The organism is Mesorhizobium loti CJ3sym (genome assembly GCF_000472785.1).
Taxonomy (GTDB): domain Bacteria; phylum Pseudomonadota; class Alphaproteobacteria; order Rhizobiales; family Rhizobiaceae; genus Mesorhizobium; species Mesorhizobium loti_E.
Genome location: NZ_AXAL01000008.1, coordinates 1 through 22,009, shown reverse-complemented (window position 1 = coordinate 22,009; position 22,009 = coordinate 1). Strand labels below are relative to the sequence as shown.

Below are 22,009 nucleotides of genomic sequence, written 5' to 3'. Positions count from 1 at the left end.
AGAGGCTTGTTAGCAACTTCTGATGCAGGCATCTCCCGGCCGATATAGGCTCCCCTGTGCTCGGCGCGCTTGACGCAAACGGGCTTTTCATGTCGATACGCCGGCAAAGAGGGTCCAAGAAACAGCTGATGAACGCGCACCAGGCAAATCCTCCAGGCGAGACCCACGCCGCGCTGCTTGGCCGGCTGGGTAGCCGGACCATCGTCTTTGTCGGCCTGATGGGCGCCGGCAAGACGGCGATCGGCCGCAAGGTGGCGACAATGCTTTCGCTGCCTTTCATCGATAGCGATCAGGAGATCGAGAGCGTCTCGCGCATGACCGTGCCGGAGCTGTTCGAGCGCTATGGCGAGACCGAGTTCAGGGCGCTGGAACAGCGCGTCATCCTGCGCGTGCTGGAGAACGGTCCACAGGTGCTGTCGACCGGCGGCGGCGCCTTCATGAATGCACAGACGCGCGAGGCCATCGCCGCGCACGGCGTGTCGGTGTGGCTGAAGGCCGAACTCGACCTGCTGATGGAGCGGGTTTCGAAGAAGCAGAACCGGCCGCTTTTGAAAAGTGCTGATCCCCGCGCCGTGCTGGAGCGGTTGATGGGAGAGCGCTATCCGGTCTATGCGACCGCCGATGTCACCGTGCCGACCCGCGACGACCGCAAGGAAGTCATCGCCGCCGAGGTGCTGGACGCACTGTGCCGGCATTTCGGCATCGATGAAATTGCAGCGACGGGCGAGGTCGAATCGTGAGCGCGGATCAGCCCGTCACCGTCGAAGTCGGGCTTGGCGACCGGGCCTACGACATATTGATCGGTTCAGGATTGTTATCCCGCGCGGGCGCCGAGATTTCGCACCGGCTGCCGGGCACACGCGCTGCCGTCGTCACCGACGAGAATGTCGCTGCCGCGCATCTGGGTACGCTGAAGGCCGGGCTTGAGAAGGGTGGCATCCAGCCCACCGTCATCACGATGCCGCCGGGCGAGAAAACCAAGAGCTTTGCCCATCTCGAGACGGTGGTCGATGGCTTGCTGGCAGCCAGGCTGGAGCGCGGCGACGTCGTCATCGCGCTTGGCGGCGGCGTCATCGGCGATCTCACCGGTTTTGCCGCCGGCATTGTGCGGCGTGGCATGAATTTCGTTCAGATCCCGACCTCGCTGCTGGCGCAGGTCGATTCCTCCGTCGGTGGCAAGACCGGCATCAACAGCCCGCGCGGCAAGAACCTCGTCGGCGTTTTCCTGCAGCCGAAGCTGGTGCTGGCCGACACGCAAGTGCTCGACACGCTGCCGATCCGAGAATTCCGCGCCGGCTATGCCGAGCTCGCCAAATACGGGCTGATCGACCGGCCGGAGTTTTTTGGCTGGCTGGAAGCGAACTGGAGACAAGTTTTCGCTGGCGGGCCGGAAAGGGCGCAGGCGATTGCCGAGGCCTGCCGCGCCAAGGCCGATGTCGTCGCGCGCGACGAGTTCGAAACCGGCGACCGCGCCCTGCTCAATCTTGGCCACACATTCGGCCATGCGCTCGAAGCCGCCACGCAGTATGACGGGGCTCGCCTCGTCCATGGCGAAGGCGTCGCCATCGGCATGGCGCTGGCGCATCGGTTCTCCTCGCGGCTCAATCTGGCCAGCCCCGACGACGCGGCACGCGTCGAGGCGCATCTGCGTGCCGTCGGCCTGCCCTGGCGGATGGCCGATATTCCAGGCGATTTGCCCGATGCCGAGGCGCTGCTTTCCTTCATCAGCCAGGACAAGAAGGTGTCGCGCGGGGCGCTGACCTTCATCCTGACACGCGGCATCGGCCAGGCCTTTATCGCCAAGGATGTACCGGCCTCGGAAGTGCTGGCGTTCCTCGGCGAAAATCATCCAGCCAACGCGAAAGCCGGCTGAGATGGACACCGGCTGGACAGTCGTCGCCGTCCTTGCCATCCTCATCCTGCTGTTCGTTGCCGTGCGCACGCGCCTGCTTGCCGTGTTCGGCTACGAGCTGTCGCGCATCGAGCCGCAGCGCTCGAGCGAGGCCGAATTGCGCGGTGCGGTCGACGATTTCCGCCGTGACGGCCAGGTGGTGCGCGAGGACCGCGACCGCGTCGGTGGCCTGTTCGATCTGGCCGAACTTGAAGTCTCCGATATCATGGTGCATCGCACCAACATGCGTTCGGTCAATGCCGACAATCCGCCAGAAGCCGTGGTGCGCGAGATCCTGCAGAGCCCGCACACCCGCATGCCGCTGTGGAAGGGCTCGCTCGACAACATTGTCGGCGTGCTGCACGCCAAGGATTTGCTGCGTGCGCTGAACGAAGTCGGCAACGACTTTTCCAGGATCGACGTGATGAAGATCGCCTCCAAGCCGTGGTTCGTGCCTGACACCACGACGTTGCAGGAGCAGCTCAATGCCTTCCTGCGCCGCAAGGCGCATTTCGCCATCGTCGTCGATGAATATGGCGAAGTCGAAGGGCTGGTGACGCTGGAGGACATCATCGAGGAGATCGTCGGCGAAATCGCCGACGAGCACGATGTCGACATCCAGGGCGTCAAGCAGGAGGCGGATGGCTCCGTCGTCGTCGACGGCACGGTGCCAATCCGCGACCTGAACCGTGCGCTGGACTGGAACCTGCCGGACGAGGAAGCGACCACCATTGCCGGCCTCGTCATCCACGAGGCGCAGTCAATCCCCGAGGAAAAGCAGGCCTTCACCTTTCACGGCAAGCGCTTCATTGTCATGAAGCGCGACAAGAACCGCATTGCCAGAGTAAGGATCAGGCCCGTCGCGTAGCGGCCCGGCGGCTATGTTACCAATCCTTCATTGGAACTTCGCGGCATCACGGTGCATTTTGCGCTGGGGCGGCCAGGAGAAAATGATGATCGATCGGCGAACCCTGCTTTTGGCGTCAATGGCCGCTCTTTTGCCGGCCACGGCTTTTGCGCGCCAGTCGTCGCCATCTCCCAAGACCTTCGACTACGGCCAGGCCAAGCTCGATATCTATGCGCCGGACGACGCGAAAAACCTCCCAGTCGTCTTCTTCGTCCATGGCGGCGCCTGGGAATACGGCAAACGCAGCCAGGTGGGCGCCAAGCCGGACTTCCTGCTCGCCAACGGTTTCTGCTTCGTCTCCATCGATTACCGCATGCTGCCCGATGCCGATGTCGCCACCCAGGCCGGCGATGTCGAAAAGGCCTATGCCTATGTCAGGGCCAACATTGCCGGGCATGGCGGCGACCCCAACCGGATCATCGGCATGGGCCATTCGGCCGGCTGCCATCTCATCGCCTTGACAGGTATGCGCGGCGGGTTGCCCGGTGTCGCCGGCCTGCTTCTGGACGACACCAGGGCTTATGATCTCGCGGCGCTTGAGAAAAATGGCGGTATGGTGCGGGCCTATGCAAGGGTGTTTTCCGATCCGTCGCAATGGGCGGCCCTGTCGCCGGCGAGCTATGTCGATGGCCGCAAGCATCCGCCGACCTTCATCGCCTATTCCGGCGCATCGGGGCGTGGCGAGGATTCCAAGACCTTTGCCGAGCGCCTGCGCGCCACCGGCACTGAGGTGACGCTATTCGATGGCAGTGCCTATACGCACATGTCGATCAACCACGATTTCGGCGAAGACGGTGATGCGCTGACCGCCGCGGCGCTAGCGTTCCTGAAGTCGACGGTCGGCTGATCCCTGCTGACTTCTGCTCGGCCGTCCCTGCGCTGGATCATGCCAAAAGCGGGGCCGGGATATTGCCGTGCGGACATCCCTGGGTGCAATTGGTCTTCATGAATTGGAGAAAAATTGCATGAATGGTGCCGATGTCCTGTGCGACGTGCTTTTGGCCAATGATGTGACGGTCTGCTTCGCCAATCCCGGCACATCCGAAATGCATTTTGTCGCCGCGCTGGACCGTAAGCCTGAGATGCGTTGCGTGCTCGGCCTGTTCGAAGGCGTGGTAACGGGTGCGGCCGACGGCTATGCGCGCATGACCGACCGTCCGGCCGCGACGCTGCTGCACACAGGTCCGGGCCTGGCCAACGGGCTGGCCAACATGCACAACGCCCGCCGCGCCAGGACGCCGATGATCAACATCGTTGGCGACCATGCCTCCTACCACCTGCCGCTCGACGCGCCGCTGACCAGCGATATCGAGGGCCTTGCGGCGCCGATGTCCAACTGGGTGCGCCGGATCGCGGGGCCAGCCGACGTTCAGCCGGCCACGGAGGCGGCGTTTCGCGCCTCGCTGACGCCGCCCTGTGTCACAACGCTGATCCTGCCGGCGGATGCCGCTTGGGGCGGCGCTGATCCGGCCTCACCAGGCAAGGTCGTCCTTGCATCGCCGCCTGCGATCGACAGGTATGCGGTGCGCGAGATCGCAGCGGCCATCCGTGCCGCTCCAGGCCGCGTCGGGATGGTCGTTCGCGGGCGCGCGGCGCGGGCCGATGCGCTTGAGATCGCCGGGCAGATTTCGACAGGCAGCGATGTCCGCCTGTTCAGCGAGGTTCTGATCGCGCGCATGCAACGCGGGCGTGGACGTGTCGCGCCGACCCGCATCCCCTATCCGGTCGATGCGGCAATAGCGGCCCTGCGGGATATCGACGTTCTGGTGCTGGTCGGCGGCAAGGAGCCGGTCGCTTTCTTTGCCTATCCGGGAAAACCGGGGCGGCTCGTGCGCGACGATTGCCAGGTGCTGACGCTCGCCGCCCATGGTCAGGATTTGCATGCGGCGCTGGAAGCGCTTCGCGACGAGCTTGGCATCAAGCCGTCGCAGCAGACCGTGTTCGCGACCGCTTTTCCCGACGAGGCAACGCCAAGCGGCAAGCTGACGGACGACGCCATCGCACTGTCGGTGGCGCGCAAACTGCCGGACAATGCGATCGTCTGCGACGAGGCGGTCACTTCGGCCCGGCGTTTTTTCGCGCTGTCGGCTTTTGCCGCGTCGCACGATTACATGATGGGCACCGGCGGATCGATCGGCGGCGGCATTCCGATGGCCACCGGAGCGGCGATCGCCTGTCCCGACCGCAAGGTGATCAATCTGGAGGCCGATGGCAGCGGCATGTACACGGTGCAGGGGCTGTGGACGCAGGCTCGCGAAAATCTCGACGTGCTGACGATCATCTTCTCCAACCGGACCTACGCGATCCTGCATGGCGAGATGCGCAATGTCGGCGTCAACGCGATCGGCGAGAACGCCAGGCGCATGCTCGACCTCGACCATCCCGCGCTGGACTGGGTGTCGCTGGCCAAGGGCATGGGCGTGGAAGCGGCGCGCGCCGACACCTGCGAGCGCTTCGATGCGCTGCTCGACAGCGCTCTGTCGCGGCGCGGGCCGTTCCTGATCGAAGCGGTGATCTGACCGCGCTGCGATCGGGGACCTACCAGCGCGTCTTTTCGCCGGGAGCGGCCGGTTCGATCGCCAGCGCGTGCACGCCGGCCTTCAACTCGTCGGCCAGCAATTCGTTGACTGCACGGTGGCGGTCGATGCGGCTCATGCCGGCAAAGGTGGACGAGACGACGCGGACGCGAAAATGTGTCTCGCCGGTGCCGTCATAGGCGCCGTGATGATCGGAGCCATGATGGTGATGGCCGGCGTGGAGATGGCTTTCGTTGATGATGACCAGCCGCTCGGGCGAAAATGCCTTGTTGAGCTTGTCTTCCATGGTCGCCTGTATGGACATTGCCGTCTCCGTTCACCACATATGGCTGGCGTACCAGCCCCAGGGGCCGCTGTTTCGCAACTAAATCCGCCATTCGCCTGCTTTATGCTGCGATTCAGCGGTTAGGGCGATGATCGCGAAAATGTCAATTCTTGTTTCGCATCTGCGAACGCCCCATAAATGGGTGAGATGAAGCCGTATCCCAAATATTTCGAGAAGATTCGCGTCCGCCCCGACAAGGACGCGGAGCTGAAGTCGCATTCGCCGATCTGCCAATGGGACGGCTGCAAGGAGGCGGGCACCCATCGCGCGCCGGTCGGGCGGATGAAGGAGGGCGAGTATTTCCGCTTCTGCTTCGACCATGTGCGCGAGTACAACAAGGGCTTCAACTATTTCTCCGGCGTGCCGGACACCGAGGTGGCGCGCTTCCAGAAGGAAGCCATGACCGGTCACCGGCCGACCTGGAAGATGGGCGTCAACGGCGCCTCGACGCGCCCCTCTCCCGGTATGGCGTCGCCCGATATGGCACAGATGCGCTCCGGCCGCGCCGGCTATTACAACCGCATGCGCGACCCGTTCGACCTGTTCAAGGGACCGAAGGATCCGCGCGAGGCGCGCGAGCGCAAGGCGAAGCCCCTTGAGGCCAAGGCGCTGGAAACGCTTGGCCTTGATACAAAGGCGACTGGCAAGGATATCAAGGCGCGCTATAAGGAACTTGTGAAACGTCACCATCCGGATGCGAATGGTGGCGATAGAGGTTCGGAAGACCGGTTCCGCGATGTGCTGCAGGCCTATCGCGTGCTCAAACAGGCGGGCCTGTGCTGAGCGACCCTATGGTTTGTGTCGTTTTCCAACTTTCATAAGGTTGGAAAAGGCTTTAAGACCGCCCCCGAACAAAATCGATTGCCGGCGAAACCGGATGTTTCGCCCGTGGAGACGTTGAGAGATATGAACAAGGTCGATCGCGACATCGCCAACCTGCCCGACACGACGGTGTCGGTGAAGGAAAAATTCGGCTTCGAGTCCAAGATGGTGGTGCCAGCCTATTCGGTAACATCAGAGCATGTGCCGGACATCGATCCGGACTATCTGTTCGACAAGGCGACGACCTTGGCCATTCTCGCCGGCTTTGCCTACAACCGCCGCGTCATGGTTTCGGGCTATCACGGCACCGGCAAGTCGACCCATATCGAACAGGTCGCCGCCCGCCTCAACTGGCCTTGCGTGCGCGTCAACCTCGACAGCCATGTCAGCCGTATCGATCTCGTCGGCAAGGATGCGATCGTCGTCAAGGACGGCTTGCAGATCACCGAATTCCGCGATGGCATCCTGCCCTGGGCCTACCAGCACAATGTCGCGCTCTGCTTCGACGAATATGACGCCGGCCGCCCTGACGTGATGTTCGTCATCCAGCGCGTGCTGGAATCGTCGGGCCGGCTGACGCTGCTCGACCAAAGCCGGGTCATTCGTCCGCATCCGGCGTTCCGGCTGTTCTCGACCGCCAACACGGTTGGGCTGGGCGACACCACCGGCCTTTATCACGGCACCCAGCAGATCAATCAGGCGCAGATGGACCGCTGGTCGATCGTCACCACGCTCAACTATCTGCCGCACGACAATGAAGTCGCCATCGTGCTGGCCAAGGCCAAGCATTATCGCGATGGCAAGGGCAAGGACATCGTCAACAAGATGGTGCGCGTCGCCGACATGACGCGCTCTGCCTTCATCAATGGCGACCTGTCGACCGTGATGAGCCCGCGTACCGTCATCACCTGGGCCGAAAATGCCGAGATCTTCGGCAATATCGGCATGGCATTCCGGCTGACCTTCCTCAACAAGTGCGACGAACTGGAGCGTTCGGTGGTGGCCGAGTTCTACCAGCGCGCCTTTGGTGAGGATCTGCCGGAGAGCGCCGCCAACGTGGTGCTGGGGTGACATCACTCCATGGGAACAACCTGTCGGACGTTCCTGTGGAGCTTTTCAATCCTCTGCTTTGGTCTCTGTCAGGCAGCCATGGCGCAGAATGAACCATTCAAGTCCGGGCAAATCTGGACGTATCATGGGGCAACTCCAATATCCTCGCGGTTGATCATAGGTGCGGTCGATAACCTGGAAGGCGAAGATCAACCGATCGTGTCGATTTCAGTCACTGATGCGCCCATACCGAATGACGGAAAACCACTCCAAACCGTTCCCCACCTGCCTATAGCGGCTAACGTGCTTAGGGAGAGTGTGGTTGAGCTCGAGGGGACTGGACCAATTCCCGATAGCTTCGGCCATGGATACAGTCTCTGGAGACAGGCATATGACAGTGGCAAGGGAGGCTATTTTACAATCTCGGTGCAAGAGATTGTTGGCATCCTGCGCACTCAGCTCGGCCAGCAGCCGGCGGCGAAATAGAGATAGATAATGGCGGGTCCGGGCGACAACACGCGCAACAAGTCGAAGACGGGGTCTGAAGCCGACAGCTTCAAGCGCGCTGTCACCGTCTGCATGCGCGCCATTGCCGGCGACAAGGAACTGGAAGTCGGCTTCGCCAAGGACAGGCCGGCGCTTGCCGGCAGTCGTGCGCGTTTGCCCGAACTGCCGAAGAAGGCATCGAAGACCGATATCGCCATCACCCGCGGTCTAGGCGATTCCATGGCGCTGAAGCGCGCCTGCCATGACGTGCGCATCCACACCAAGCTGGCGCCGGAAGGCAAGGCGGCCCGTGCCATCTACGACGCGGTCGAGCAGGCCCGCGTCGAGGCGATCGGCAGCCGCGCCATGCAGGGCGTCGCCGATAATATCGGCTCGATGCTGGAGGACAAATACGCCAAGGCCAATCTCGTCGACGTCAAGGACAAGGCCGACGCGCCGATCGAGGAAGCGCTGGCGCTGATGGTGCGCGAGAAGCTGACCGGCCGGCCGATCCCGAAGAGCGGCGAGCGGCTGGTCGAGTTGTGGCGCCCCTGGGTCGAGGAAAAGGCCAAGGCCGACCTCGACGGACTGTCAGCCAAGCTTGGCGACCAGCAGGCCTTCGCCCGCGTCGTGCGCGAGATGCTGGCCTCCATGGAAATGGCCGAGGAACTCGGCGACGACCAGGAGACGGAAGACTCCGAGGACAATGACGAAAACCAGCCGCAAGGCGAGGAGCAGAGTGAGGAGGGCGGCGAAGAGGATTCCGGCTCCGAGCAGTCGCAGTCCGAGGATGCCGAGGCTTCAGCCGATGACGAGCAGTCGTCCGAGACGGAGGCCTCCGACGCCACCGCCGACGATCTGTCCGATGATGACGATGCTGATGCCGAGACGCCCGGCGAGGCTAGGCGCAACGACAATCCCTTCACCAATCTGCCGAAGGAGATCGACTACAAGGTCTACACCACTGCTTTCGACGAGACTGTCGGTGCCGAGGAACTGTGCGAGGAAGAAGAACTCGACCGGCTGCGCGCCTTCCTCGATAAGCAGCTTGCCAATCTGTCCGGTGTCGTTGGACGACTGGCCAACCGGCTGCAGCGCCGGCTGATGGCGCAGCAGAACCGGTCCTGGGATTTCGATCTGGAAGAGGGCTATCTCGATCCGGCGCGGCTGGTGCGCGTCGTTATCGACCCGATGCAGCCGCTGTCCTTCAAGCAGGAACGCGACACCAAATTCCGCGACACGGTGGTGACGCTGGTGCTCGACAATTCAGGCTCGATGCGCGGCCGGCCGATCACGGTCGCCGCCACCTGTGCCGACATTCTTGCGCGCACGCTCGAGCGCTGCGGCGTCTCGGTCGAGATCCTCGGCTTCACCACAAGGGCGTGGAAGGGCGGCCAGGCGCGCGAAAAGTGGCTGAAGGACGGCAAGCCGCCGAACCCCGGCCGCCTCAACGATCTGCGCCACATCATCTACAAATCCGCCGACCATCCGTGGCGCCGCGCACGGCGCAATCTCGGCCTGATGATGCGCGAAGGCCTGCTCAAGGAAAACATCGACGGCGAGGCACTGCTGTGGGCACACAACCGGCTGATCGCCCGGCCCGAACAGCGTAAGATCCTGATGATGATCTCGGATGGCGCGCCGGTCGACGATTCGACGCTTTCCGTGAACCCGGGCAACTATCTGGAGCGCCATCTGCGCGCCGTCATCGAACTGATCGAGACGCGCTCGCCGGTGGAACTGCTGGCCATCGGCATCGGCCATGACGTCACGCGCTATTATCGCCGCGCCGTCACCATCGTCGATGCTGAGGAACTGGCCGGCGCCATGACCGAGCAACTGGCTTCGCTGTTTGCCGAAGAAAGCGCGAAGGATACGCGTCGCGGCGGCATGCGGCGCGCCGGATGATCTTCTCGCCGGGCGGGGTTCGGCAGACGCTTTTCGCCACCATCGCCTTGCTTAGCGGCATGGCATCGGCTGGCTCGGCTCCGGTCGAGCCCGTCGTGGTTTCGGCACGCCCGATCACCGAATTCCATATTGGCCGCGCCGACAAGCAGTTCGGCCCGCTCGAATTCGTCGGCGGGCTGGAAATGACCTCGCCGTCACGCGATTTCGGCGCGCTGTCGGCCTTTCGGTTTCTGAAGGCGGGCAGCGATTTCATCGGCGTGGCCGATACCGGCTATTGGTTCTTCGGCACTGTGGCCCGCGACGCCGACAGGCGACCTGTGGGCATCGAGAACTTCCGCATGCAGCAGATGGTCGACCAAAGCGGCCAGCCGATCGACGAGAAATGGGAAGTCGATGCCGAAGGCCTCGCGATCAAGGATGGCATCGCCACAGTTGGTTTCGAGCGCAACCATCGCGTCGCCCAATTCAGGATCGATCCTGATGACATGAAGGCGCCGTTCCGGCAGCTGGATTTCCTGGTGCCGGCGCGGGAGCTGCGCCAGAACCGCGGCTTCGAGACCGTCACCCACGCCAATGCCAATGGCCAGCATCAGGGCGGACTGGTCGTGGTCTCGGAAAAGAGCCTCGACAAATCAGGCAACATGTATGCCGCCATCATCGAAGGGCCGCACAAGGGCGTCTTCACCGTCAAGCGCAACGGCGATTTCGACATCACCGATGGCGCCTTCCTGCCGGATGGCGACCTTTTGCTGCTGGAGCGCAGTTTCACCATGGCGGGTGGGCTCAAGATGCGGCTGCGGCGCATCCATGGCGAGAGCGTCGAGAAGGGCGCGGTCGCCGACGGGCCGGTGCTGCTGGAAGCCGACATGGGCTACCAGATCGACAATATGGAAGGTCTCGACATCTGGACCCGCGACGACGGCGCGCTGATGGTGTCGCTGATCTCCGACGACAACCACTCGATCCTGCAGCGCAACCTCTATCTGGAATTTATCCTGCACCAGGATTGAGCGGCGCTCCAACTGCGAAACTGACGTTGAGGGTTTCAACGTCGGGTTCGATTTTGGGGCGGCTGCGCGTTGGCGAACGGCTTCGCTCCCACTCCGTCGCTGCTTCGCAGCACAGCGCCAACCAAACCGCTTGGCGCTGCGACGGACGCCATAGGGGAAGAACTGTTACCCATGTATCCGGATCAAACTGTTACCCATCTATCGGCTGGACAAGCGAAGCTCGATGGAGTGGGGGTCGACTGTTCGTCATTCGATCGACGCTGATCAAAACACTTTAGTGCAGACTTGACTATTTATGCGATCGGCGCAATACTCAAGCCCATGCTTAACCATTCCGAAATCGACAGCATCCTTCGCGCTCTGGTCGAGCCGACCCGCCGCCAGATCCTGGAACGGTTGAGCCGCGGACCGGCCACCGTCAGTCAGTTGGCGGAGCCGTTCGGCATGACGTTTGCCGCCGTGCTGCAGCATCTGCAGGCGCTGGAGGCCTGCGGGCTCATCCGCAGCGAAAAGATCGGGCGGGTGCGCACCTGCCGGATCGAACCGGGCGGGCTCGCTCCGCTCGCTGACTGGATCACCGAACGCCGCATACCGGTGGAACGCCACCTCGACCGTCTCGGTGAGATTCTGGCCGAGACGGACCAATCATCCCCAAAAGTTCAAGATCAGGAAAAGGACGACCAACCATGAACCAGATCGCCCCCGTGAAAGACGATCCCTCCGTTATCCACTCGACCTTCACCATCGAACGGACCTATCCGCATTCGCCGGCCAAAGTCTTCCATGCCTTTGCCGACAAGGCGACGGTGCGGCGCTGGCGGGTCGAAGGCGATGGTTTCATCATCGCCGAATTCAGCTTCGATTTTCGCGTCGGCGGTGGCGAGGTGTCGCGCTTCAGCTATAGCGGCGGCCCGGAGGTCAGGCTCGACGCTCAGTTCCAGGACATCGTTCCCGACCGGCGCATTGTTTTCTCCTATCGGATGGCAGTCGGGCCGCAGCCCATGTCGGCATCGCTGACCACGATTGAACTGACGCCTTCAGGCGAAGGCACGCGGCTGACATATACCGAGCAGGGCGCCTTCTTCGATGGTGTCGATTCCGCCAAGGGACGGGAGGAGGGGACTCGCGGGTTGCTGGAAGCCCTTGCCGCGGAGCTCCAGAAGTCAAAGTAAACTCGAACCGCCAGCGACGGCCTTGGTCAGGACCGTGAGCCGTTGGTGGCGATCCAGATGACGTGACGCGCGCCGCGCTTGCCGTTGGCGCGCGCGTTGACCTCCTCGACCGTGAAACCCGCCTGCTTCAACCGCCTGACAAAGCCGCTGTCCGGCCCCTGCGACCACACCGCCAGCACGCCGCCCGGTTTGAGGGCGCTGCGCGCGGCACCGAGACCCGCCAGGCTGTAGAGGGCGTCATTGCCCTTGTGGACGATGCCTTCGGGACCATTGTCGACGTCGAGCAGGATCGCGTCCCAGGCAACGGGCTCGGAGCGTATCAGCTGCCCGACATCGGTCTCCTGGATGGTAACGCGGGGATCGTCGAGACAACCGCCGAACACTTCGGCCATCGGACCGCGCGCCCAGGCGACCACTGCTGGTACCAACTCGGCGACGGCAACGCTGGCATCCTTGCCGAGTTCGGCCAAGGCAGCGCGCAGCGTGAACCCCATGCCAAGGCCGCCGATCAGGATCTTCGGCTGCCGATGGCCCACAATCCTTTGGCAGGACAGTTTCGCCAGCGCTTCCTCGGAGCCGCTGAGGCGGCTGTTCATCAGCTCGTTGGTGCCGAGCATGATCGAGAATTCCGAACCGCGCCGCTTGAGGCGAAGCTCTTGTCCGCCATCACCGGTCTTTGCCGAATCGAGCTGGACCCAAGGAATCAAGGTCTTTGTCCGACCACGATCTTTTCCGAAAACCGGAGGCCACTTTTCGGGATCATGGTTTAAACCGCGACCGCCGGCTGGCCCCAGCGGGCAGCGAGCAGCCGGTAGGGGATGAGCGCGACCACGGCGATGATCAGCTTCACCGAGAGGTCGCCGAGCGCCCAGGAGACCCAGCGCATCGCGTCGACATGGAAGACGCCCATCAGCGGCGCCGTTTCAAGCGCAAAACTGTCGTTCGGGCCGGCAAAAGCGAAAGCGGCCGAGAAAGCGACGGTGAAGAACACGACGGTGTCGAACACCGATCCGACCAGCGTGCCGATGATCGGCGCCCGCCACCAGCTCTGCCGGCGCAGCCGGTTGAACACGGTGACGTCGAGCAACTGCGCGGTCAGGAAGGCGGCACCGGAAGCGGCCGCGATGCGCACCAGCCTGTCGGCCGCGGTCTCGAATTCGATCAGGCCATGGCGAAACAGGAAGGGCGGGACAAGGATCGAGCAGACCACCGCCGTCATGAAGCCGACAAAGACGATCCGGCGGGCCACGGCAGGCCCGTAGCGGCGGTTGGCGAGGTCGGTGACCAGGAAGGAGAAGGGATAGGTGAAAGCGCCCCAGGTGAGCAGGTCGGCCAGCGACAGGCCGCCGATCTGACCCTGCATCGGGAACTGCACGAGGATGTTCGATGCCACGACGACAAGCGCCATGGCGGCCACGAAGGGCAAATATCGCGAGAAGGAAGACATTTTTTTATCCTGGGTAATGGAACCAGCGGAGCATCATGCCCATCGGGCCGGTGCTCGCTTCGTATTTGGGGCATCGGATTGTCGAACCTTGCGGCTTCTATCCGATGCCTCAGGCCGACAAGAGGTTAGCCAGGGGCCAACAAGAGGTCGGCCGGGCGGTCTTCCCCCGCCTTGTCAGGTATTAGGCAGCGACCTGTTCGGCCAGCTTCTTGGCGATCTGCTTCTTCAGCAGACGCGCGCGCTGCGACAGTTCCTTGATGTCGGCCTTGGCCAGGAAAGCGTCGAGACCGCCGCGATGTTCGACCGAACGCAGCGCGTTGGCCGAGATGCGCAGGCGCACATTCTGGTTCAGCGCTTCCGAAATCAGCGTCACATTGACGAGGTTCGGCAGGAAGCGGCGCTTGGTCTTGTTGTTGGCGTGGCTCACATTGTTGCCGGTCATAACTGCCTTGGCAGTGAGTTCGCAGGTGCGGGACATGGTTCTAACCTTCAGTTCTTTCGAGACCTGCCAAACCTTTGTGCCCACGCCGGGTGGCGCGCGGTTCTGGTCAGGCGGCCTTATGGAAAAGTTGGCGTTCCATAGTTGCATTTCGCCGGGGCGTCAAGCTCCAGCTTGCCCACGGAAGCGCCCGGGATTTCATATTAAGGCCGGATTTCATCCTATAAGCGGTCTTATAGGGACACGCCAGACCGGAGTCGCCCGCCTCCGGCCGAAAAATCAAGGATCCGATCCCGCCATGCCTCGTTTGTCTCACGCGCTCGTTGCCGCGCTTGCCATCGCCTTGCCGTCCGCCGCATCGGCGGCCTCACCGCAGTCCTTTAAGGGCGAATACACGGTGTCGTTCCTTGGCCTCTCGATCGCGAGATCGACCTTCGCGAGCCATTACGAGAACGGCGCCTACTTGATCGACGGTACTGTCAAATCAGCGGGCCTCGCCAAGCTGTTCGACGACACACGGGGCACGATTTCATCCAAGGGCACGATTTCCGGCAAGAAGCTGGTGCCGCAGGCGTTCCGCGCCGATTACACCTCCGGCAAGAAGGCGTCCTCGATCGACATCCGCTTTACCAATGGCGCGGTGACCTCGACGCAAGTCATCCCCGCCCCGGGCAAGCGCGACCCCAGCAACTGGGTGCCGATGGGTGCCAGCGACCTGGCGGCGGTGCTCGATCCGATGGCGGCTACCGTCATCCACGCCGACAGTCTGGACCAGGTCTGCGGCCGCACGGTGAAATTCTATGATGGCGAGATGCGCGCCGATCTGACGCTGACCTATGATTCGAAAGGCACGATATCGGTGCCGGGCTACAAGGGCGACACCATCACTTGCCGGATGGGCTTCGAGCCGGTGGCGGGTTATCGCAAGGGGCGCAAGGCGCTCAACTATCTCAAGAACAAGAGCCGCATGATGGTGACGTTTGCACCGCTCGGCCAAACCGGCGTATATGCGCCGATCCACGCGACGGTCGGAACGCAGATCGGCACCTTGACCATCAGCGCCGGGCGTTTCGAAGCGGTACAATAGGCACGCCACTGAAGACAGAGGAGGGCGCGCCACGGGAGAAAAAATGGCGCGCGCAACACTGATCGGCTTTTCGGCGGTCGCCATGTGGGCGCTTCTGGCGCTGCTCACGGATGCATCCGGCAAAGTGCCGCCGTTCCTGTTGTCGGCAATCACCTTTTCGATCGGCACCGGGGTCGGGCTGCTCGCACGGCTGTTCATGCCGGCCGCCGGCAGGAGCCAGAAGATTCCATCCCAGGTCTGGGTGATCGGCATTGCCGGCCTGTTCGGTTACCACTTTTTCTATTTCACCGCGCTGCGCAACGCGCCGGCGGTCGAGGCTAGCCTGATCGCTTATCTCTGGCCGCTGCTGATCGTGCTCGGCTCGGCGCTGATGCCGGGTGAAAAACTGGCGTGGAACCATGTCGTTGGTGCGTTGCTTGGCCTTGCCGGCACCGTGCTGATCGTCACCAAGGGCGGCGGCCTAGCCTTCGACGCGCGCTATACGTTCGGCTATGCCATGGCCGCCGTCTGCGCCGTACTGTGGTCGTCCTATTCGCTTCTATCGCGACGCTTTCCTTCGGTGCCGACGAGCATCGTCACCTGGTTCTGCGCGGCAACAGCGGTGCTGTCGCTCATCTGCCATCTGGCGCTGGAACAGACCGTGTTGCCGGACGGTGCCGGCCAGTGGCTGGCCGTGCTCGGCCTTGGCCTGATGCCGGTGGGTGCGGCCTTCTATGCCTGGGACATCGGCGTCAAACGCGGCAACATCCAGGTGCTGGGCGCGGCAAGCTATGCGGCGCCGCTTTTGTCGACTCTGGTGCTGATCGCGGCCGGTGTGGCCGAGCCGTCGCTGCGCATCCTTGCTGCCTGCGTGCTCATCACCGGTGGTGCTGCCCTGGCGGCAAAATCGCTGTTCCAGCGCAAGCCGGCATCTGCCGAAAGTGGAGCTGGGGCATCCGAAAGCGGAGCTGGGGCATGACGATGCCGTTTGCCGGCGGCATCGACGCCAATGCCAATGCAACGCTGATCTTCTCGCTGGCGGCGGCTGTGATTTACGCCTTCACGCTTGGCATGCCGCCGAGCCTCGCTCGCTCAGCGGCAAAGACACTGTCGGTCGCCATGCTTGCCGTGCTGGCGGGGCTGCAGGGCGGCCCGCTGCTGCTGGTCGTGGCCCTCGCGCTCAGCGCCATTGGCGACGCCTTCCTGTCACGTGACGGCGACAAGGTGTTTCTCGGCGGGCTGGCCAGTTTTCTCGCCGCCCACATCGTCTACATCGCGCTGTTCCTGCGCAGTGGTGGCAGATTGGCACTGCTTGGCGCCGAGCCCTGGCGCGGCGCGATCGCGCTGGCGCTGGCGGTGTTCGTGATCGTCATGCTGGCCGCGCTCTGGCGCCGTGTCGGCCCTGGCCTGCGGGTCCCGATCGCTATCTACGTCGTCGCGATCCTGGCGATGGGCCTGTCGGCGCTGACGACGAGCAGCGCCTGGGTGATCGGCGGCGCCGTGCTGTTCATGGCCTCGGACGGGCTGCTCGCCACGGAGAAGTTTCTGGTCGCGGCCATTTCACCGCATCACGCTTGGATGCGTTTGGCCGTCTGGGTACTGTATTACGCCGCCCAGATGGCGATCACCTTGGGATTCCTGCTGGGGTAGGGTTCCAGCCCGGTGCAGCCAGTTCGAAGGCGGCGAAATCAAACCCCGGCGCGACGGTGCAGCCGACCAGCGTCCATTCGCCCAGGCTGCGCGCCGATTGCCACCAGCCCGCCGGCACGACGATCTGCGGCCGTTGACCCGCCGCGAACTCGATGCCGAGCACCTGCTCGATCATGGCTGCGCCTTCCTCCCACATCGACAGCGCCAGCGGCGCGCCGGCATGGAAATGCCAGACCTCGGCGGCGTCCTTGACCCGATGCCATGCCGAAACCTGGTGCTCTTCCAGCAGAAAATAGATCGCCGTCGAATGGCCGCGCGCGCCACCGGCGCCATCGCGAAAAGTCTCGGCGTACCAGCCGCCTTCCGGATGCGGTTTCAGTGCGAGTGTCGCGATGATTTCCGCGGAGCTGGTCATGGTCTGCGAAATCCCCGGTTCAGAAATTGTCCTTGCGTTTGCGGATTTCGGCGAAGACTTCGGCATCCGATGCTTTCTCCAGTCCGAGATGCTTGCGGATCGCCGGATCGTGCCAACGCAGGAAAGGATTGGTCGACAATTCCTCGCCGATCGTCGTCGGCAGCGTCGGCTTGTTGTTGAGTCGCAGCGCCTCGATCCTGGCGGCGCGCTCCTTCAGTGCCGAATTGGTCGGGTCGACGGTCAGCGCGAAACGGGCGTTGGCAACCGTGTATTCGTGGCCGCAATAGATTGTCGTCGCGGCGGGAAGGGCGGCCAGTTTCTTTAGCGATTCGTACATCACCGGCGGCTTGCATTCGAACAGCCGCCCGCATCCCAGCGCAAACAGCGTGTCGGCGGTGAAGGCGACCTTCGATGCCGGCAGATGGTAGGAGACATGGCCGGCGGTGTGGCCGGGGGTTGCGATCACCTCGATCCGCTCCTCGCCGAGATGAAGCACGGAACCGTCTTCAACGGTTTCGTCGATGCCTGGGATCTTGGCCTTTTCCGCTTCAGGGCCGATGATGCGCAGCTTGAAGCGCTCCTTCAGCGCCAGATTGGCTTCGACATGGTCGAGATGGTGGTGCGTGGTCAGGATCATCGTCGGCGTCCAGCCGGTGCGCTTGACCGCAGCCAGGATCGGCGCTTCTTCGGGCGCGTCGATGATCGCGGTCTGGCCGCTTTTGGGGTCATGCACCAGCACGCCGAAATTATCGCTGCGGCACATGAACTGTTCGATTTCGACCGCCATTGCATCTCTCCATTTGTCGCCGCAGACATAAGGCGCCAAAGCGCGGATGTCATCCCGGAGATGACAAGGGTCACTCCCGGAGATGCCAAATGTCACTCGGGAGATGGCGAATGCCACCCCTGCAAAGTCGGTCACATCCAGGTGCCTTTGTTGAATCCGGCCGATATCACGGCTACATCCCTCCCATGCATTCCGACATCGTTGACCTTCGTTCCTTCTATTCGACAACGCTCGGCCGGTTCGCCGAGCGTTCGATCACCATGGCGCTGTCGTCGATCTGGGCCACTGTTCCCAACGAGCGGCTGGTCGGTCTCGGCTACACCTTGCCCTGGCTGGAGCGCTTTGGCACCGATGCCGAGCGGGTGTTTGCCTTCATGCCGGCGACGCAGGGCGCGGTCGTCTGGCCGGCGACGGGGCCGACGGCGACGGCGCTGGTCTTCGACGAGGAACTGCCTTTGGTCGATTCCTGCATCGACCGCATGCTGCTCGTCCATTCGCTCGAACATGTCGAAAATCCGCGCGAGACGCTGAACGAGATCTGGCGGGTGCTGTCGCCTGCGGGGCGCGTCGTCATTGTCGTGCCCAACCGGCGCGGTGTCTGGGCGCGCTTCGAGCACACGCCGTTCGGCAATGGCCGGCCTTTTTCGCGAGGCCAGCTCACCGAATTGCTGCGCGAGGCGAATTTCACGCCGGCGTCCTGGTCGGATGCGCTGTTCTTCCCGCCATCGCGGCGGCGCTTCATGATGCGCTTCCACAATGTGCTGGAGCGCGCCGGCCGGCGGCTGTGGCCGATCTTTTCCGGCGTCATCGTCGTCGAGGCGCAGAAGCGGCTCTATCAGGGCGTGCCGGTGGCCCAGCGTGCGTCGCGCCGTGTCTTCGTGCCGGTGCTGTCGCCGCACGGTGCGACGCGGCTCGGCCGCCTCACCGAGGCCGGCAGCGCGGCGGCTGCCACTCGCCAGGTGATACCTTCGTGATCATGGTGAAAACTGGTGTTGCGCGGCGTTTTCCAACCTATCTGTCGCAAGCGCTTCCAAGTCCATTTGAACGACGGATGCCTTCAAGTCTCTCCACCCGGTTTCAGCACCGCTACTGAACGCAAGGACCCAGGTTATGGCTGATCAACCGGACCGCAATGCCACAGCTCAGCCAGCTGCCGTGGCGGTCGAAGCCAGCAGCCTGCGTGATCAGGTGGCGACGATCAAACGGGCGCTGGTGGGGTCGCCGGTCCGCAAATGGCTGCTGTGGACGTCGGCCGGCATCATGGCCGTCATTGTCGCGACATCGATCGGCCAGGTCCTGCTCAACAGCTGGAACCAGCCCTTCTACGATGCGTTGGCGCGCCGCGACATGGCGGCTTTCCTGCACCAGCTCCTCGTCTTTGCGATGATCGCCGGCGGGCTTCTGGTGCTGAATATCGGCCAGACCTGGCTCAACCAGATGTTTCGGCTGAAACTGCGCGCGGCGCTGACGCTGGACCTGATCAACCAGTGGATGCGGCCGGCGCGCGCCTTCCGGCTGGCCAATGCCGGCGCCATCGGCGTCAACCCCGACCAGCGCATGGCGCAGGATGCCGCGCATCTCTCGGACCTGTCGACGGATCTCGGTGTCGGCCTGCTGCAGTCGTTCATCCTGCTCGTCTCCTTCGTCGGCGTGCTGTGGGAATTGTCGTCGGGCTTCGTGTTCCACATCGGCGGCTGGTCGCTGGCGATACCGGGCTACATGGTGTGGGCCGCATTCATCTATGCCGGCATCGCCTCCTGGCTGAGCTGGCTGGTCGGGCGGCCGCTGATCAGGCTCAACAGCGATCGCTACACCAGCGAAGCCGAGCTGCGCTCCTCCATGGTGCGGGTCAACGAGAATGTCGATGCTATTGCGCTCTACCATGGCGAAGACGACGCCAAGCGGCGGCTCGAAACCGACCTCGGCACGGTACTGGCCGCGATGCGGCGCATCTTCACCGCCCAGATCAATCTGTCCTGGGTGACCGATACCTATGGCTGGATCACGGTCGTGGCGCCCATCCTGGTCGCGTCGCCGGTCTATTTCTCGGGCGATATCAGCTTTGGCGGGCTGATGATGGCGGTCGGTGCGTTCAACCAGGTGCACTCGTCCTTGCGCTGGTTCGTCAACAACATCGGCAGCATCGCCGATTGGCGCGCCACGCTGATGCGCGTTGCCGACTTCCGCATCGCGCTCGATGAAACCGATGTGCTGCACGACAAGGAAAAGCGCATCGCCTTCGAGGAAAACGCCAATGGCAGTCTGACGTTCGAAAACCTTGAAATCGCCTCACCGGAAGGCTGTACCAAGGTTGCGGATCCGCATGTCGAGATCCATCCCGGCGAGCGGGTGATGATCACCGGCGAGCCGGGCGCCGGCAAGACGCTGTTCTTCCGCGCCATTGCCGGCCTGTGGCCCTGGGGCAGCGGAAAGATTGGCCTGCCGGCGGGCGAAACCCTCATCTTCGTGCCGCGCGTGCCGTATTTGCCGGCCGGCACGTTGCGTGACGTGCTCAATCACGCGAACGGGCATGCGCCTGCGAGTGATGCCGACATTTCGGCGGTGCTTGCCGAGGTTGGCCTGGAACGGCTGTCGTCGTCGCTCGACCGTGTCGGGCGCTGGGATCATGAGTTGGGCGATGACGAACAGCGCTTGCTGGGCGTGGCCAGGCTCGCCTTGCGGCAACCGAAATGGGTGATCATCGATGAAGCCATGGATGCGTTCGACGGGCCGGCACTGCGGCGCGTGCTGGCACTGCTGGAAAAGCATCTGAAGGGAGCCGCGATCATCAACATCGGGCGCGGCCAGCACAACAATCAGTTCTTTCCGCGCGGCCTGACGATCGTCAAGGATTCCGCTGCCCCGGCGCTGAAACCCGCCCGCGTCAGGGCTGGCGCCATCGATCCGCCGCCCGCTGCCGCGCGCCGCAAGAGGTAGGCTGTTTTCCCTTTTCCCTGGTTACTGGCGCAAAACCTTATTTTGCCGTGATCGCAATGGAAGATTTCGCGAAGAAACAACCCTGGCGCCGGCCATGTTTGATGCTCTTCTGCTTGCCTGTCTCGCCTGCGCACACCCGATCGCGTCGCCACCAGCGCCGTTGGCCGTCGACGTCGAACTGGTGCTGGCGGTCGATATCTCGTTGTCGATGGACGAGAAGGAATTTGCCTTGCAACGCGCCGGCTATGTCGAGGCGCTGCGGCATCCCGACTTCATCCAGGCTGTGCGGTCCGGCAATACGGGCCGCATCGCGCTCGCCTATTTCGAATGGGCCGGCACGGTGCGCGATGACGCGGTCATCAACTGGCAGATCATCGACAGTGCCGAGAGCGCCAACAGCTTCGCCGACAAGGTCGCGGCGCGTCCGTTCCGGAGCTTTCGCGGCACCTCGATCTCCACCGCGCTTGGCTTCGGCGCCGGGCTGTTCGACAGGACTGATTTCACCGGCGAACGCAGCGTCATCGACATTTCCGGCGATGGTCCCAACAATATCGGGCCGCCGGTCACCGCCATGCGTGATGCGGCTGTTACCAAGGGCATCGTCATCAACGGTCTTCCGATCCTGATCAGCCCTTCGCCGACCTTCAAGCATCTTGACCAGTATTACGCGCAGTGTGTGACGGGCGGACCGGGCTCTTTCGTGCTGCCTATCTACGCGGCTGCCGAATTTTCGACGGCCATCCGTCGCAAGCTGATCCTCGAAGTGAGCGGCATCCAGGACAAGGCCACGGTCATGCCAGTCGACGCCGATGCGCCCATCGACTGCCTGCAAGGGGAGCGCGACAGGCGTTTTCTGTCGGACCCATATTTTCCGGAACTCGACCGGTAGGCCCAGCGACAACTAGGGTCAGGACCTATTAAAGTTCTTGCGGAGACAGCAAACGGCTGATTCATTGGCGGTGCGAGGAGGCGCTGCAATGAGTGATTTGATCTGGCTGTCGGAGGCGCAGATGCGCCGGATCGAGCGGCATTTCCCGCTGTCTCACGGAGTGCCCAGGGTCGATGATCGGCGGATCGTCAGTGGCATCATCTTCGTGATCAGGAACGGCCTTCGGTGGCGCGACGCGCCCAGCGAGTATGGTCCCCACAAGACGATCTAC

General features: G+C 63.2%; 24 protein-coding genes. 18 read left to right on the top strand and 6 right to left on the bottom strand.

Annotation, left to right across the window (positions count from 1 at the left end):
• Positions 1–128: 128 nt before the first annotated feature.
• The 5 genes from A3A9_RS0111965 to A3A9_RS0111945 all read left to right on the top strand — a co-directional run bounded on the left by A3A9_RS0111965 (position 129) and on the right by A3A9_RS0111945 (position 5,317).
• Positions 129–740: a shikimate kinase gene (locus tag A3A9_RS0111965; protein WP_027058999.1), complete on the top strand. Its 612-nt coding sequence runs from the start codon at positions 129–131 to the stop codon at positions 738–740.
• Positions 737–1,873, top strand: a complete 1,137-nt coding sequence (gene aroB, locus A3A9_RS0111960) for a 3-dehydroquinate synthase (RefSeq protein WP_027058998.1) — start codon at positions 737–739, stop codon at positions 1,871–1,873. Before A3A9_RS0111965 ends, aroB begins: the two co-directional genes overlap by 4 nt.
• Position 1,874: 1 nt before the next feature.
• Positions 1,875–2,759 (top strand): HlyC/CorC family transporter, encoded by an 885-nt coding sequence (locus A3A9_RS0111955; protein ID WP_027058997.1) that lies wholly within the window; start codon positions 1,875–1,877, stop codon positions 2,757–2,759.
• 85 nt (positions 2,760–2,844) lie between these two features.
• On the top strand, positions 2,845–3,645 hold the full coding sequence (locus A3A9_RS0111950) for an alpha/beta hydrolase (RefSeq protein ID WP_027058996.1): 801 nt from the start codon (positions 2,845–2,847) through the stop codon (positions 3,643–3,645).
• A 118-nt stretch (positions 3,646–3,763) separates the two neighbouring features.
• A complete protein-coding gene (locus A3A9_RS0111945) occupies positions 3,764–5,317 on the top strand; it encodes an acetolactate synthase large subunit (protein ID WP_027058995.1) in 1,554 nt (517 codons plus the stop codon).
• Positions 5,318–5,336: 19 nt separating this feature from the next.
• Here A3A9_RS0111945 and A3A9_RS0111940 read toward each other — a convergent pair whose 3' ends face one another.
• Positions 5,337–5,639 (bottom strand): BolA family protein, encoded by a 303-nt coding sequence (locus tag A3A9_RS0111940; RefSeq protein WP_027058994.1) that lies wholly within the window; start codon positions 5,637–5,639, stop codon positions 5,337–5,339.
• A gap of 159 nt (positions 5,640–5,798) precedes the next feature.
• Here A3A9_RS0111940 and A3A9_RS0111935 point away from each other — a divergent pair, with 159 nt between their 5' ends.
• The 6 genes from A3A9_RS0111935 (at position 5,799) to A3A9_RS0111905 (ending at position 12,108) form a co-directional block, all read left to right on the top strand.
• Positions 5,799–6,443, top strand: a complete 645-nt coding sequence (locus A3A9_RS0111935; RefSeq protein WP_033838515.1) for a J domain-containing protein — start codon at positions 5,799–5,801, stop codon at positions 6,441–6,443.
• A 123-nt stretch (positions 6,444–6,566) separates the two neighbouring features.
• Positions 6,567–7,553, top strand: a complete 987-nt coding sequence (gene cobS / locus A3A9_RS0111930; protein WP_027031308.1) for a cobaltochelatase subunit CobS — start codon at positions 6,567–6,569, stop codon at positions 7,551–7,553.
• 474 nt (positions 7,554–8,027) lie between these two features.
• Positions 8,028–9,926, top strand: coding sequence for a cobaltochelatase subunit CobT (gene cobT / locus A3A9_RS0111920; RefSeq protein ID WP_027058991.1), 1,899 nt, complete (start codon positions 8,028–8,030; stop codon positions 9,924–9,926).
• Positions 9,923–10,936 carry an esterase-like activity of phytase family protein gene (locus tag A3A9_RS0111915; RefSeq protein ID WP_027058990.1) on the top strand — a complete coding sequence of 338 codons (1,014 nt, stop codon included), beginning with the start codon at positions 9,923–9,925 and terminating at the stop codon, positions 10,934–10,936. The genes cobT and A3A9_RS0111915 overlap by 4 nt, the downstream gene beginning before the upstream one ends.
• Before the next feature lie 321 nt (positions 10,937–11,257).
• The gene (locus tag A3A9_RS0111910) at positions 11,258–11,626 is read left to right on the top strand and encodes an ArsR/SmtB family transcription factor (RefSeq protein WP_027058989.1); all 369 of its coding nucleotides are present in this window, start codon (positions 11,258–11,260) and stop codon (positions 11,624–11,626) included.
• Complete coding sequence (locus A3A9_RS0111905; RefSeq protein WP_027058988.1) at positions 11,623–12,108, top strand: SRPBCC family protein; 486 nt, start codon at positions 11,623–11,625, stop codon at positions 12,106–12,108. Before A3A9_RS0111910 ends, A3A9_RS0111905 begins: the two co-directional genes overlap by 4 nt.
• A gap of 26 nt (positions 12,109–12,134) precedes the next feature.
• Here A3A9_RS0111905 and A3A9_RS0111900 read toward each other — a convergent pair whose 3' ends face one another.
• The 3 genes from A3A9_RS0111900 to rpmB all read right to left on the bottom strand — a co-directional run bounded on the left by A3A9_RS0111900 (position 12,135) and on the right by rpmB (position 14,033).
• Positions 12,135–12,815, bottom strand: coding sequence for a spermidine synthase (locus A3A9_RS0111900; protein ID WP_027058987.1), 681 nt, complete (start codon positions 12,813–12,815; stop codon positions 12,135–12,137).
• Positions 12,816–12,874: 59 nt separating this feature from the next.
• Positions 12,875–13,555: a queuosine precursor transporter gene (locus A3A9_RS0111895; RefSeq protein ID WP_027058986.1), complete on the bottom strand. Its 681-nt coding sequence runs from the start codon at positions 13,553–13,555 to the stop codon at positions 12,875–12,877.
• A 181-nt stretch (positions 13,556–13,736) separates the two neighbouring features.
• Positions 13,737–14,033 carry a 50S ribosomal protein L28 gene (rpmB, locus tag A3A9_RS0111885; protein ID WP_027031300.1) on the bottom strand — a complete coding sequence of 99 codons (297 nt, stop codon included), beginning with the start codon at positions 14,031–14,033 and terminating at the stop codon, positions 13,737–13,739.
• 259 nt (positions 14,034–14,292) lie between these two features.
• On the opposite strand from rpmB, the gene A3A9_RS0111880 reads away from it, so the two are divergent.
• Genes A3A9_RS0111880 through A3A9_RS0111870 form a run of 3 tightly spaced genes read left to right on the top strand, consistent with a single transcriptional unit; the run spans position 14,293 to position 16,710 of the window.
• Positions 14,293–15,081: a DUF3108 domain-containing protein gene (locus A3A9_RS0111880; RefSeq protein ID WP_027058985.1), complete on the top strand. Its 789-nt coding sequence runs from the start codon at positions 14,293–14,295 to the stop codon at positions 15,079–15,081.
• 43 nt (positions 15,082–15,124) lie between these two features.
• A complete protein-coding gene (gene yddG / locus A3A9_RS0111875; RefSeq protein ID WP_027058984.1) occupies positions 15,125–16,039 on the top strand; it encodes an aromatic amino acid exporter YddG in 915 nt (304 codons plus the stop codon).
• A complete protein-coding gene (locus tag A3A9_RS0111870) occupies positions 16,036–16,710 on the top strand; it encodes a lysoplasmalogenase (RefSeq protein WP_027058983.1) in 675 nt (224 codons plus the stop codon). The genes yddG and A3A9_RS0111870 overlap by 4 nt, the downstream gene beginning before the upstream one ends.
• Here A3A9_RS0111870 and A3A9_RS0111865 read toward each other — a convergent pair.
• Together A3A9_RS0111865 and gloB are read right to left on the bottom strand one after the other, a co-directional pair.
• Positions 16,685–17,125: a cupin domain-containing protein gene (locus tag A3A9_RS0111865; RefSeq protein WP_027058982.1), complete on the bottom strand. Its 441-nt coding sequence runs from the start codon at positions 17,123–17,125 to the stop codon at positions 16,685–16,687. The two genes, A3A9_RS0111870 and A3A9_RS0111865, sit on opposite strands and share 26 nt — an antisense overlap.
• A gap of 19 nt (positions 17,126–17,144) precedes the next feature.
• Positions 17,145–17,912 (bottom strand): hydroxyacylglutathione hydrolase, encoded by a 768-nt coding sequence (gene gloB, locus A3A9_RS0111860; protein WP_027058981.1) that lies wholly within the window; start codon positions 17,910–17,912, stop codon positions 17,145–17,147.
• 185 nt (positions 17,913–18,097) lie between these two features.
• Here gloB and A3A9_RS0111855 point away from each other — a divergent pair, with 185 nt between their 5' ends.
• The 4 genes from A3A9_RS0111855 to A3A9_RS0111840 form a co-directional block, all read left to right on the top strand.
• Positions 18,098–18,886, top strand: coding sequence for a class I SAM-dependent methyltransferase (locus tag A3A9_RS0111855; RefSeq protein WP_027058980.1), 789 nt, complete (start codon positions 18,098–18,100; stop codon positions 18,884–18,886).
• A gap of 136 nt (positions 18,887–19,022) precedes the next feature.
• Positions 19,023–20,849 carry an ABC transporter ATP-binding protein/permease gene (locus tag A3A9_RS0111850; RefSeq protein ID WP_027058979.1) on the top strand — a complete coding sequence of 609 codons (1,827 nt, stop codon included), beginning with the start codon at positions 19,023–19,025 and terminating at the stop codon, positions 20,847–20,849.
• Positions 20,850–20,943: 94 nt separating this feature from the next.
• Positions 20,944–21,738 (top strand): DUF1194 domain-containing protein, encoded by a 795-nt coding sequence (locus A3A9_RS0111845; RefSeq protein WP_027058978.1) that lies wholly within the window; start codon positions 20,944–20,946, stop codon positions 21,736–21,738.
• 88 nt (positions 21,739–21,826) lie between these two features.
• Positions 21,827–22,009 (top strand): transposase (locus A3A9_RS0111840; protein ID WP_027058977.1); only part of this gene is annotated, 183 nt, incomplete at its 3' end.

Coding starts and splice junctions, on each gene's coding strand:
- A3A9_RS0111965 (WP_027058999.1), top strand. CDS start 129: ATGAACGCGCACCAGGCAAATCCTCCAGGCGAGACCCACGCCGCGCTG.
- A3A9_RS0111955 (WP_027058997.1), top strand. CDS start 1,875: ATGGACACCGGCTGGACAGTCGTCGCCGTCCTTGCCATCCTCATCCTG.
- A3A9_RS0111950 (WP_027058996.1), top strand. CDS start 2,845: ATGATCGATCGGCGAACCCTGCTTTTGGCGTCAATGGCCGCTCTTTTG.
- A3A9_RS0111945 (WP_027058995.1), top strand. CDS start 3,764: ATGAATGGTGCCGATGTCCTGTGCGACGTGCTTTTGGCCAATGATGTG.
- A3A9_RS0111940 (WP_027058994.1), bottom strand. CDS start 5,639: ATGTCCATACAGGCGACCATGGAAGACAAGCTCAACAAGGCATTTTCG.
- A3A9_RS0111935 (WP_033838515.1), top strand. CDS start 5,799: ATGGGTGAGATGAAGCCGTATCCCAAATATTTCGAGAAGATTCGCGTC.
- cobS (WP_027031308.1), top strand. CDS start 6,567: ATGAACAAGGTCGATCGCGACATCGCCAACCTGCCCGACACGACGGTG.
- cobT (WP_027058991.1), top strand. CDS start 8,028: ATGGCGGGTCCGGGCGACAACACGCGCAACAAGTCGAAGACGGGGTCT.
- A3A9_RS0111915 (WP_027058990.1), top strand. CDS start 9,923: ATGATCTTCTCGCCGGGCGGGGTTCGGCAGACGCTTTTCGCCACCATC.
- A3A9_RS0111910 (WP_027058989.1), top strand. CDS start 11,258: ATGCTTAACCATTCCGAAATCGACAGCATCCTTCGCGCTCTGGTCGAG.
- A3A9_RS0111905 (WP_027058988.1), top strand. CDS start 11,623: ATGAACCAGATCGCCCCCGTGAAAGACGATCCCTCCGTTATCCACTCG.
- A3A9_RS0111895 (WP_027058986.1), bottom strand. CDS start 13,555: ATGTCTTCCTTCTCGCGATATTTGCCCTTCGTGGCCGCCATGGCGCTT.
- rpmB (WP_027031300.1), bottom strand. CDS start 14,033: ATGTCCCGCACCTGCGAACTCACTGCCAAGGCAGTTATGACCGGCAAC.
- A3A9_RS0111880 (WP_027058985.1), top strand. CDS start 14,293: ATGCCTCGTTTGTCTCACGCGCTCGTTGCCGCGCTTGCCATCGCCTTG.
- yddG (WP_027058984.1), top strand. CDS start 15,125: ATGGCGCGCGCAACACTGATCGGCTTTTCGGCGGTCGCCATGTGGGCG.
- A3A9_RS0111870 (WP_027058983.1), top strand. CDS start 16,036: ATGACGATGCCGTTTGCCGGCGGCATCGACGCCAATGCCAATGCAACG.
- A3A9_RS0111865 (WP_027058982.1), bottom strand. CDS start 17,125: ATGACCAGCTCCGCGGAAATCATCGCGACACTCGCACTGAAACCGCAT.
- gloB (WP_027058981.1), bottom strand. CDS start 17,912: ATGGCGGTCGAAATCGAACAGTTCATGTGCCGCAGCGATAATTTCGGC.
- A3A9_RS0111855 (WP_027058980.1), top strand. CDS start 18,098: ATGCATTCCGACATCGTTGACCTTCGTTCCTTCTATTCGACAACGCTC.
- A3A9_RS0111850 (WP_027058979.1), top strand. CDS start 19,023: ATGGCTGATCAACCGGACCGCAATGCCACAGCTCAGCCAGCTGCCGTG.
- A3A9_RS0111845 (WP_027058978.1), top strand. CDS start 20,944: ATGTTTGATGCTCTTCTGCTTGCCTGTCTCGCCTGCGCACACCCGATC.